Raw genomic sequence first — 10,863 nt, 5'->3', positions numbered from 1 at the left:
AAGAAAGCTTTACCGGTATTGGTGTGAAGTAGCAGGGCTCCCCGGTTCTTGAGGTTTGACAACTTGGAATCTCAGGCAGCGGAGTGCGCCTAGCCCGCAACCTGGAACTACTGATCCGCTTCCACTGTACTCAGGGAGTCGAAATATTCAAATACGTCGATACTGTCCATATAGGCACCATCGAAGCCCGCATTCACAATTCTGTAAATGTAAGAATCAGTGTTGCCATAAATGATATCCTGCCACCCTTCTTTCCAATACTCCACATAGTAGTTGTCCTGCTCTCCAGGCACTGCCTTCAGTAGCCAACTGGGAGGATTAATGGGCCAAAAGGACTCCCAGTAGTAGCGGTTGTCCTGGGCTTTGCCAATATTCACATAGGCCAGTAACCGCCTGGGGCTGCCGTTTCTTTTCACTTTAAGCTGATCAATTTGCTCTTCGGTATAGGGCTCGCGATTGAAGAAAAAGTCAATGATAAGCAAGTCGAAATTGGTTTCACTCAGTGCATCGACAAATTCCTGGGGGGTAGAGTAGCCGCTTGTGTTCGTCAGGTTGAGAAAGTTGCCGGCTGCGTCCAGGTTATCAATATCACGGCTGTTGACATTGAAGGGCTCAGGTGGATAGGAGGGGATATTATCCAGAGTCGTTTGGTTGGCAGCAAAAGAGATATAACCCGCACCCTGGTTGTCTTCGTAGGATCTGTTGATATTTTGATTGCTACTGGCGAAGTCAGTTACCAGGACGGCGTTGTTGTTCTCTTTGGCCAGATCAAGATAGGTTTGCAGGCGCTGGGATTCCGAGGTGCGAGTGCGTTGATCCACTCTAACAAAGCCAAAGAATACCCCTTCCTGGGCAATACCATCAATGGCATCCAGGTAGCCAGTATCCACAGGGCCTGTAGTAGTGTTTGTCGTGGTGACTAGCTCAATGCCATTTTGTGGAATAACAATAAAATCACGATTCATGTTCTTGGCATAGCTGCTGATGTTTTCCACCAATTCGCGCATCTCCTGATCGTAATCCACGTTGACAGGGATCACTAATTCGGGCAGATCATCAAGGCTACAGCTGAGAAGCAGTAGGGGACTAACAAGAAATGGGAGTATTCGACGCAAAGTTCCTCTCCATGGGGGTATTTGGGGGCAAGCTGTTCTTTCCAGTTTTTAGAGGCAGAGGAAAGCAGGATAAGTTCCTTGGTTTTCCTTGCGTCAGTTCTGTCTAAAAGCTCAATTATGCCATAAGTAGGCAGAATTTACGCCTCAATTCCCTCGAATCCGCCCATTACAGCTACAGCGTTACTCTGTGCCTGGATATCCTGTGCCCGATAACAACTATTTCATAATACTGTGGTTGTTCTGCCTTTATTACAGTAACAAGACACTTCTTGAAGGGTTCTACGGGTATGGAGATTTGAGAGTGGCTGGTGGAGGGACAGGGCTGCTGATGGGACTGATTGGATAGTGTTGAGGGAGGGCTAGATGGACTGGCTGCTGCGTTCGGCGATCCCCATATCCAGCAGTCCTGCGGTTATTTTTGACCAAAATCCGAGCCACGACTTTATAGCGGGATAATAGAGCTGAATATAATATTCTTGCTTGATTCGATGCTATCAATATGGTGATGATCAGCCCCACCAAGGTGGTCCAGTTTAAATGTTAGTGCATAGCGGGCCGTGGCTCTTTCTCCACGGTGGTTTATCGGCTTTTTGAGTTGCGGTTAGTGAGTAACCCAATAGAGAGTTAAGTCTACAGCAATTCTTCCTTATGCTTTAGCTCACTCAAACAGAATACCGATTGTGCCCGGGATTCTGAGCTAAGGTTTTGGCAATATGCGGCAGTGTTTTTGTGCTCTTTTGCGTAATTCCCGTGGCAATGGGGCGTCTGCGAAAGCTTTACGTCGTGTGCGCCACTCGCGGCAAAGAGCAATATAGTTTCCAGCGGCAACCTGGCTGTGCAAGGATACCCAGGGATCTTCCTTTGGGATTGCGGGCAAGACGGGTGCTTGCCACTGTAGTTTTGTAGGATTGGATATTTGTACTTCACCCTCTGGTATTCTGCCCGGTGCCAAGGCTCCCAGGAGTTGAGCCGGATGCACCAGCAAGAGGAGCGCCGCAGTGGCGGTGCCGCTGAGAGAGACTCTTGAAAGCAAACGGCCGATATCTTTTTTATGCTGGTAATGTTTCGCCTGCTGTAGAATCTGGGCATCGAGCTGTTGCGGAGAGGCTAATGCGGATACCTCTTCGCGATATTGACGCTCCCAGTTACTCATACTGTTCCCTCGATCACTCTTCGATGGTCTGCACTTGCCAGGGCTTTCGGTGCGTACCGTAGATTTGTATTTCGACCGCTTCCCGGGCACTGTGGTACAACTCGCGACAGGTTTTCAAAGATATGCGTTCGATATCTGCGATGGTTGCCAAAGACAGCCTGCATTCCACATACAGCAGTAACACATTGCGCTGCTTCGCAGGCAGTTTTTGTATGGTGCTGAGCACAGTACCCTGCTGGGTTCTATTGTAGGTTTGCGCTTCACAGCTTCTGTTGGCCTGTTTGCTCAGTAATATATTCACTTGGATAAACAGCCAGTTTCGCAGAAGGTGACGGTCAAGTTGTGGAGGTCTTTCCAGAATGTCCTGCCAAAGGTCCCCCAGCAATTGCTCAGTAGAAGCTGGTGCCAATTGCACGCAATAGCGGTAGAGTGCATCCTTGTGACGCGCGTACAACAAGTGGAAAACGGCGGGCTTTCGCGTTTCCCTGTAATGCTTGAGAAGCGCCTCGTCAGAGAGTTGTCGGAATACCTTGCGGGACAATGTGTCGCGCCTCCGTACGCGGACAATTCAGGCCCGGGCAACCCTCCGAGGACTCTGAATGAAAGCGGCAATAGTAAAGAAAATTATAGTACGGCTAAGCGTGGTATTTATTTTTCGGCTCACAAGTCGGCCGGGTTGAGTGTAACTGAGGGTTGTATATCCGAGAGCCAAGCAAGTATAGATGGCTCCGAATGTCCCGGTGAACTTCCGGGTATCGGTGTGCGCCATAAGTTGATAGCTGCAGAGGGGGGCGGTTGTTTTATTGAAGCATTCGGCATTAAAAGTATTTTAATGCCGGCAGGGGCAAAGGCAGTTGTTGTGGCCCCTGTCCGGCTCGCAGATCCGTAAGCTTTACCCCAATGCCCAGCAGGCGGATCGGGGCCGGGCGCTTTTCCCGGCACTCCTGCAGCAGTTGCCGGAACTCAGAAATCCGTCCTGCACGGCTGCTGCGCTCGTGTGTGCTCAAAGAGAAGTCCGAATATTTTACCTTGACGGTGGCGTTATTAATCTCATAGCGGGAACCGAGCTTTTCCAGTCGCTCCAGCAGGCGCACATACAGAGAGGCCAATTGTTCCAGCCAATCATCAAATGCCCACAGGTCTTCACTAAAGGTGTGCTCCACACTCACACTCTTGCGGGTATTGTCGTCACTCACTGGGCGCTCGTCGATTCCCCGGCTCAACTCATAGAGACGGCGCCCAAATTTTCCGAAGGCCTTGCTCAATTCAATCGGGGAGTAACGCCTCAGGTCAAAACAGGTTCGGATGCCCTGTCGGTGCAATTTCTCTGCAGTAACGCGGCCCACGCCGTGGATTTTGTGCACTGGCAGGCGCAGCACAAATCCGTCCACCTCGTCGGGGGTAATGATTGTGAGGCCATCGGGTTTGCGCCAGTCACTGGCAATTTTGGCCAGGAACTTGTTGGGAGCCACGCCGGCGGAAATGGTGATACCGAGGCTGTCATGCACTCGTTGGCGGATCTCCCCCGCAATCAGGGTGGCGCTGCCGCAACAGCGGGTACTGCTACTCACATCCAGGAAAGCCTCATCTAGAGACAGGGGCTCAATCCTATCGCTGTAATCCTGCAGGATCTCTCGAATCTGACCGCTGACCTCACGATATTTAGCCATATTACCGGGTACTACAATCAAATCAGGGCAGAGCTTCTTGGCCTGGGCAGTGGGCATGGCGGAGCGTACACCATAACGGCGTGCTTCATAGTTACAGGTTGAGATCACCCCGCGGCGGTCACTGCTGCCACCTACCGCCAACGGGCGACCATGCAGGTTGGGATCGTCACGCATTTCAACCGAAGCATAGAAACAATCGCAGTCACAGTGAATGATTTTTCGCATGCTGGGATTATATACAGTGTTTGTTGCGTCAGGTAGTGTTTTGTGTTTGCAGGGATGGGTAAGTTGGGAGCATAGGTGGTGAAATAATGTGTAGTATCTCTCCGGTGCAGTACCCCGGTTCCGATACAGTGAGCGGCGTCTTTGCGGAAATAGAGGATGAATTGGGTGCTGTTCCCAGCCTGTTTCGGGTCTATGCCCACCACCGGGGGCTTCTGGAAGCCAACTGGCACAAGTTCAGGGCGATTATGTTGCACGGCTGCCTGTCGGCACAGCTCAAGGAAGCGATCAGTCTTGCGCTATCTTCGGACAACCATTGCGATTACGGCATTTATCACCACAGCACCTCCCTGCAAATGCTGGGTGTAGTCTCTGCAGAAATCCTGCGTATTCGCACAGACCCAAAACATGTACATTTTTCAGAGAAAGAACAGACACTGTTTGATCTGGCACGAAATGCCAATAGTGCTCCAAGCGACCACCGCAAGCATCTTATTGCCACGGCGCGCAAACTGGGAGCCAGGGATGAAGAACTGCTGGAGGCGCTGGGGGTGATGGAACTGGTGCTGGGCTTCAATCACACAGCTGAGGTGCTGGGGCTGAACCCCAACAGAACGCCCCATCGGCAAAAGCCGGGGCAGGCGCAATAGCCACCTGCCAATTGATCGTAGTGTCGAGTCAAGCCCCGGTGAGGGCGGCTATTTCGGTGGCCGGGGTTGGCCGAAGATCAGTATCAGAATAAACAGCACAATAAAGATAAAGAAGAGAATCCTGGCGATTTCCGCTGCCGTGGTGGCGATGCCGCTAAACCCGAAGAAGGCGGCGATCAACGCAATCACCAGAAAAGCTACCGCCCAGCGCAACATGGTATCAGCTCCCGGTATCCGGCTGCGGGAGCGGACGGCAGGTGACGGCCCTGCCAGGCTCCCAGTGCCCTTATTGGTAGTGTGGCCGGGCACTGGTTACAAATGTTCCTTCACTTTCTCTTCGGCGATCTGTGCCAAGGTCACGAAGCGGAACCCCCTGTGCACGAGCCGGGAGTGGATCAAGGGGAGTGCGACGATCATCTGTTCTGTGTGTTCAAGCGTGGGGTGGAACAAAACCACAGAGCCAGCTTCGGCGTTTCCCACCACATAGTCGGCGATGCTCTCAAGTCTGCTCATATCGGCGTGGCGCCGGGGCTCCAGGTCCCATTGCGCCACTTGGAATTTCTGCTCTGCCAGTAGGCTGCGCAATTCTTCGGAAAGGTTACCAAAAAGAGGCAGAATCACAGGTCGCTCTTGGTAGCCGTGGTACTGGAGTAGGGCACAGGTTTTTTTTATTTCCTCCTTTGCACTGCTGAGCGGCAGGTTGGACAGGTTGATATGGGAATAGTCGTGATTCCCCAACTGGTGGCCAGCAACGATCATGGCGCGGGTCTGCTCGGAATGCTTCTACATTTTCCGCCCCAAAGGGAAGAAAGTTGCCTTGATTTGTAGAGAATCCAGCTGCTTTAACAGCGATTCTGTTGCGCCCGGTACCGGCCCTTCGCCAAAGAGCAAGGCAATCTGTTTTTGTTGAGCGGTGTTTGCAAAGGCCACCAATGGCGGCCCAAAAAATAGAAGTGAAAGTGTAATTATTTTCATTTACTTTGCCTGGCTATAAACCACTGGCGTTGTCACAGGGCCATTTGCTATTTCTTATCGTTCCAGCTGATCCAGCTTCCCTTTTTTGCCATCCCACGATTCTGCGTCGGGCAGGGGGTCTTTTTTTTCCGTGATATTGGGCCAGATTTCCGCAAGTTCTGCGTTCAGCTCGATAAACTCCTGCTGATCTTCCGGTACCTCGTCCTCTGAGAAAATTGCATTGGCGGGGCACTCCGGCTCACATAGGGCACAGTCGATACATTCATCCGGATGAATGACCAGGAAGTTGGGGCCTTCGTAAAAACAGTCCACCGGGCAAACCTCTACACAGTCGGTGTATTTGCACTTGATACAGTTTTCCCCAATTACGAACGTCATGTTTGTGCCTCAATAGTGCTACTGAATCTTTCCAACTGGGGATTTTATCAATTACTGGCGCGAATTGTAGTGGCTTTTCAGTCAATTTCGTTCACAGGTTATAACAGGATGCATAGGGCGAAACCCGCCGTCTTACCTGTTAATTCAATAAGTTGCGCAGTGCATAGAGGGCCTCCAGGGCCTGGCGCGGGGTCATATCGTCCGGGTTCAACGCCTCCAGGGCATCCACAGCCGGGTGGCTGGGACTGCTGAACAGATCCACCTGCTGTGGGGAAGCAGACGGGGTCGCTGAAGGCGCCATAGAGATGGAGGCAGGTTGCAAACCCGCCTCCAGTGCAGCCAGGCGGGCGTGCGCCTCTGTCAATACCCCGCCTGGGATACCCGCCAGCTTGGCCACCTGCAGGCCGTAACTCTTGGAAGCCGGGCCTTTCTGTATACGGTGCAGAAAGACAATGCCATCGCCGTGCTCGGTGGCATCCAGGTGGATATTGGCTGCTTGTGGACAATGATTGGGCAGATCGGTGAGCTCGAAGTAATGTGTGGCGAACAGGGTAAAAGCGCGCACCTTTGCCGACAGGTAATGGGCACAGGCCCAGGCCAGGGAGAGGCCGTCGTAGGTGCTAGTGCCCCGGCCGATCTCGTCCATCAGCACCAGGCTGTGTTCGGTGGCATTGCGCAGGATATTGGCGGTCTCGATCATCTCCACCATAAAGGTAGAGCGCCCCCCGGCCAAATCATCAGCGCTGCCGATACGGGTAAAGATGCGGTCCAGCAAGCCGATTTTGGCCTTTTCTGCAGGCACATAGCTGCCGCAGTGGGCGAGCAGCGCAATCAGGGCGGTCTGGCGCATATAGGTTGATTTACCGCCCATATTGGGGCCGGTAATGACCAGCATACGGCGGTCATTGTGCAGCTCGATATCATTGGCCACGAAAGGCTCGTCAAGCACCTGTTCTACCACCGGGTGGCGGCCGCCACTGACCTGCAGGCCCGGTTCGGTACCCAGCTTCGGACAACAGAGGCATAGGTTGTCAGCGCGTTCCGCCAGACAGGCCAGTACGTCCAGCTCCGAGACTCCGGCAGCAGCAGTCTGCAACTGGGCCAGAGACTCATTCAGTTTGTCGATCAAGCCCTCATACAGCGCTTTTTCCCGTGCTAGGGCACGGCTTTTGGCGGAGAGTGCCTTGTCTTCGAAGGCTTTCAGTTCCGGGGTGATAAAGCGCTCGGCATTTTTAAGGGTTTGACGTCGAATATACTCTGTCGGCGCTTTATTACTTTGCCCTCTGCTGATCTCGATAAAGTAGCCGTGTACCCGGTTGTAACCCACTTTCAGGGTAGGAATACCGGTGCGCTCTTTTTCACGCTGCTCCAGTTGAACCAGGTAATCACCGGCGTTTTCACTGATAGCCCGAAGTTCGTCCAGTGCTTCGTCGTAGCCTGTGGCGATAACACCGCCATCGCGAATTACAACCGGTGGGTTTTCCACTATGGCTTTCTGCAACAGATCCACTGTCTTCGGCCAGTCACCAATTTGGCCACACAATGCTTTTAACCTAGTTGTATTGGTTTCTTCCAATTGGCGCTGAATGTCTGGGAACTGTTGCAGAGACTGCCCCAGTCTTGCCAGGTCCCGCGGTCGCGCGGACCGCAGTGCCAGGCGACCGAGAATCCGCTCCATATCCCCAACGGGTTTGAGGGCATCCCGCAGTGGTTCAAAGCCATAGTTTCCCGCCAGTGTGGCGATCGCATCCTGGCGATTCTGTAGGGTGGTGAGCTGGCGTAGCGGATTGTTCAGCCAGCGGCGCAGCAGGCGACTGCCCATAGCGGTTTTACAGGTGTCCAATACCGACAGCAGCGTATTGTTATCGCCACCAGTGAGGTTCAGATCAATCTCCAGATTGCGGCGACTGGCGCCATCCAGGGCTACAGTCTCATCACTGCTCTCTGTCAGCAGGCCGCGGATATGGGGCAGTTCAGTGCGCTGGGTATCCCTGGCATACTGCAGCAGGCAGCCGGCGGCTGCGATAGCGACGTGCATCAAGTTACAGCCGAATGCCTCAAGGTTGTGTGTGCCGAATTGTTGGTTGAGATGGCGTTGGGCGGTTTCCAGTTCAAACTCCCAGTGCCCGCGGCGACGCAACCCAGCACGGTGCTCGATCTCCACAGGCAGAGACATATTTTCCGGTACCAACAGTTCTGCCGGGTTGTGGCGTAGTAGTTGCTCTGCCAGCGCTTCCAGGGTGTCAGTTTCCTGCACCACAAAGCGGCCAGTGGCCAAGTCCAAGAGCGCCAGACCAAACTGGCTGCCTTGTTGCGTGACAGCGGCAAGCAGGTTGTCACAGCGGTCATTGAGCAGGGCTTCGTCGGTTACCGTGCCCGGTGTGACGATACGTACTACCTGCCGCTCAACCGGCCCCTTGCTGGTGGCCGGGTCACCAATTTGTTCGCAGATTGCCACAGAGATACCAGCCTTGATCAGGCGTGCCAGATACCCCTCTGCCGCATGATAGGGAACCCCGGCCATTGGTATTGGCTGTCCACCGGATTTCCCCCGTGCTGTGAGGGTCACGTCTAACAGTTCCGCCGCCTTTTTGGCATCGTCATAAAACAGCTCGTAGAAATCCCCCATACGGTAGAACACCAATTCCTGGGGGTGCTGGGCCTTGATGCGCAAGTATTGCTGCATCATCGGGGTGTGTTCGGAACCTTTTGATTTTGTTGCAGTTTTTTCCAATTTATTGCCTATTGTCTAACAGGTGTCTAAGACTTGGGCCGGCTACAGTACCAGTTTCGCGGAGGCGAATGTAGTGCCCCGTTAGAGATGGACGGGTGTGTCCTTTTTAGCTGCTGCGCACCAACACCGCGCGACCGCACGCTTGGCATCCGTTAATGATTCGGCCCTAATTCCGTTAATAGTGGTGAGCTTCTCCGCGGCTTTCACTTTGGCTTCGTTTAACACATTTCAAATGATTGCTGAATAGGGCGTGCTTGCCATAGGGTGAGAGAGTTATCCCCCCTCCTCTTTGAAAATCTCTTGATGCCCTTTGTGGTTATTTTCGGTGCTGTCCAGGTGTATTGCCTGCTCGAAAATAGCTTTGAAGATTGTCGCCATCCAATTGGTAGTGGCGTGAGTATCTTTATATAGGTTCAAGACCGGCTTATATCATGGGTTCGCACTCTATCGGGGGTTAATTTAAAAAATCCGTATTCGATATGGGTGTGTACGCCCAAGTATTGGTTGATAGTATGGAGGATAGCTTGCCATGAGAGTGGTGGTCCTTATAGCGGTTATAGACCTGGCCTGCCAGGATACGCTTCTGCCTGATTGGGGGCCTCGATAGCAGCGAATATGGCCGGTGAGCACTGATACTCTTTGGTCAGTGATCTCCACTTGTTTATTAATTAGCGCCCATGCTTTTTACGAGAAGCTGGGTGTCTAAAAACTGAGTCATCCTCTTGCATCAAACTGTAACCCTTGAAGTATCTACTTGGGAAAGAGGAAAATTGAAAGGAGTGGTACGGTATATAAAACGCAGTATTTTAAATCGATAAAAGGTAAGCTGATGAGTAAATATATTTTATTAAAATTATGTTCCCTAACATTACTCTTGCCCATTGGACAAATTCATGCCACCCCAGATAGAGTTGGCATTGGCTATGATCAACTAGTTGATGCATTTGATGCCGCATGGGTCAGAATTGTTAACAGTGGTGAATACAGAAGAATAATCCAGAACTTCTATGAGCCTATTTCAGAGGTGGTGGATGCATCTGATTACATTGTCAATCAGTCTGATTGTCTTCCAAATCCTGATGTAACCCCTTTTCCTAGCAGGCCGAGAGGTAGATTTGCCAAGATTCTGACATCAGGTGAAATACGTCGTGGTTATGTAGCAGGAGCCCCCTGGTTTATAAGTGCAGGAGCAAGTACTTCTGATTGGTTCAATAATGGTATGTTTGGATCGAATATACTTGATGATATTCTCAAAGAAATCCTAAGGATAATTGCCGAACATTACGAAACGGGAACTATTGAAGTTATCTCAGTAGAAATTCCATTTCCATTCAATACAACTTCGGCTTTACAAGACGGAATATTTGGGACTAATCTAAATGCATTTAGCGAAACCTATGAAATGCTTGAGTTTATCAATCAACCAGGTGTCACAGTTGATTTTATAGACCAGTTTAACGCAAAGGGAGGGGAGTCTGAGAACCTGCGCCGTCTCAAGGGGCGTCGAACAACGTGCACTATTGTTAGTGCTGGTCAATTTATTCATATACCTATTGAATCGTCTTTTTCAATTGAATCTATCGATGACTTGCGGGCTAACCCAGATATAAGAATCTGTACAGGGAACCTGTCAACTCAAACGGCTAACCAGTATTTTCCTGAAAATACTGTCATTACAAAGCGTCAATTTGATATCAAGGAGTGTTATGAGGCAATACGAGATGGAGATGCTGATGTATTTTTCAATTCACTACCCATAAATCCTCCTCCGGAATCTATTGGCGTTTTTAATGCACCACGTTTTCAACCATCGGTTGATACAAAAATTGTTTCTGGAACACCATACTGGTTTAAAGGAAAGGCCGTTCAGTGTAATGCTGTGCCCATACCGGGGCCATTTGAGTTTGGTACTTTCAGGGAGTGTACCAAAAAATACGGAATTTGAAATGATTTTATTCGATAAACA

Annotated in this window: 9 protein-coding genes and 1 pseudogene; 2 read left to right on the top strand and 8 right to left on the bottom strand. The window is 51.3% G+C overall.

Annotation, left to right across the window (positions count from 1 at the left end; all coding sequences use genetic code 11):
- Positions 1-107: 107 nt before the first annotated feature.
- The 4 genes from Q5Y71_RS15725 to dinB all read right to left on the bottom strand — a co-directional run bounded on the left by Q5Y71_RS15725 (position 108) and on the right by dinB (position 4,163).
- Positions 108-1,115, bottom strand: coding sequence for an endo alpha-1,4 polygalactosaminidase (locus Q5Y71_RS15725; RefSeq protein ID WP_306043046.1), 1,008 nt, complete (start codon positions 1,113-1,115; stop codon positions 108-110).
- A gap of 697 nt (positions 1,116-1,812) precedes the next feature.
- Entirely contained in the window at positions 1,813-2,268 is a 456-nt protein-coding gene (locus Q5Y71_RS15720; RefSeq protein ID WP_306043045.1) for a hypothetical protein, read from the bottom strand.
- A gap of 13 nt (positions 2,269-2,281) precedes the next feature.
- Positions 2,282-2,809 carry an RNA polymerase sigma factor gene (locus Q5Y71_RS15715; RefSeq protein ID WP_306043044.1) on the bottom strand — a complete coding sequence of 176 codons (528 nt, stop codon included), beginning with the start codon at positions 2,807-2,809 and terminating at the stop codon, positions 2,282-2,284.
- Positions 2,810-3,086: 277 nt separating this feature from the next.
- The gene (gene dinB / locus Q5Y71_RS15710) at positions 3,087-4,163 is read right to left on the bottom strand and encodes a DNA polymerase IV (RefSeq protein ID WP_306043043.1); all 1,077 of its coding nucleotides are present in this window, start codon (positions 4,161-4,163) and stop codon (positions 3,087-3,089) included.
- Between the two features lie 86 nt (positions 4,164-4,249).
- Here dinB and Q5Y71_RS15705 point away from each other — a divergent pair, with 86 nt between their 5' ends.
- The gene (locus tag Q5Y71_RS15705; RefSeq protein ID WP_306043042.1) at positions 4,250-4,810 is read left to right on the top strand and encodes a hypothetical protein; all 561 of its coding nucleotides are present in this window, start codon (positions 4,250-4,252) and stop codon (positions 4,808-4,810) included.
- A 48-nt stretch (positions 4,811-4,858) separates the two neighbouring features.
- Here the strand turns inward: Q5Y71_RS15705 and Q5Y71_RS15700 are convergent, their stop codons facing one another.
- From Q5Y71_RS15700 to mutS, 4 genes and pseudogenes are all read right to left on the bottom strand, one after another.
- Positions 4,859-5,026 carry a DUF1328 domain-containing protein gene (locus Q5Y71_RS15700; RefSeq protein ID WP_306043041.1) on the bottom strand — a complete coding sequence of 56 codons (168 nt, stop codon included), beginning with the start codon at positions 5,024-5,026 and terminating at the stop codon, positions 4,859-4,861.
- A 96-nt stretch (positions 5,027-5,122) separates the two neighbouring features.
- Positions 5,123-5,785: pseudogene (locus Q5Y71_RS15695) on the bottom strand (polysaccharide deacetylase family protein).
- 54 nt (positions 5,786-5,839) lie between these two features.
- A complete protein-coding gene (gene fdxA, locus Q5Y71_RS15690; protein ID WP_306043040.1) occupies positions 5,840-6,163 on the bottom strand; it encodes a ferredoxin FdxA in 324 nt (107 codons plus the stop codon).
- Between the two features lie 139 nt (positions 6,164-6,302).
- Positions 6,303-8,852, bottom strand: a complete 2,550-nt coding sequence (mutS, locus tag Q5Y71_RS15685; protein ID WP_306043039.1) for a DNA mismatch repair protein MutS — start codon at positions 8,850-8,852, stop codon at positions 6,303-6,305.
- Between the two features lie 874 nt (positions 8,853-9,726).
- Here mutS and Q5Y71_RS15680 point away from each other — a divergent pair.
- Positions 9,727-10,842 carry a hypothetical protein gene (locus tag Q5Y71_RS15680; RefSeq protein ID WP_306043038.1) on the top strand — a complete coding sequence of 372 codons (1,116 nt, stop codon included), beginning with the start codon at positions 9,727-9,729 and terminating at the stop codon, positions 10,840-10,842.
- Positions 10,843-10,863: the final 21 nt, after the last annotated feature.

This window comes from Microbulbifer sp. 2205BS26-8, assembly GCF_030731025.1.
Taxonomy (GTDB): domain Bacteria; phylum Pseudomonadota; class Gammaproteobacteria; order Pseudomonadales; family Cellvibrionaceae; genus Microbulbifer; species Microbulbifer spongiae.
The sequence above is the reverse complement of the archived record's forward strand: the minus strand, read 5'-3'. Positions and strand labels throughout refer to the sequence as shown.

Bases quoted from the DNA above. Each gene is read 5' to 3' on its own strand.
- Q5Y71_RS15720 (WP_306043045.1), bottom strand. From the start codon at position 2,268: ATGAGTAACTGGGAGCGTCAATATCGCGAAGAGGTATCCGCATTAGCC.
- dinB (WP_306043043.1), bottom strand. From the start codon at position 4,163: ATGCGAAAAATCATTCACTGTGACTGCGATTGTTTCTATGCTTCGGTT.
- Q5Y71_RS15705 (WP_306043042.1), top strand. From the start codon at position 4,250: ATGTGTAGTATCTCTCCGGTGCAGTACCCCGGTTCCGATACAGTGAGC.
- Q5Y71_RS15700 (WP_306043041.1), bottom strand. From the start codon at position 5,026: ATGTTGCGCTGGGCGGTAGCTTTTCTGGTGATTGCGTTGATCGCCGCC.
- fdxA (WP_306043040.1), bottom strand. From the start codon at position 6,163: ATGACGTTCGTAATTGGGGAAAACTGTATCAAGTGCAAATACACCGAC.
- mutS (WP_306043039.1), bottom strand. From the start codon at position 8,852: ATGATGCAGCAATACTTGCGCATCAAGGCCCAGCACCCCCAGGAATTG.
- Q5Y71_RS15680 (WP_306043038.1), top strand. From the start codon at position 9,727: ATGAGTAAATATATTTTATTAAAATTATGTTCCCTAACATTACTCTTG.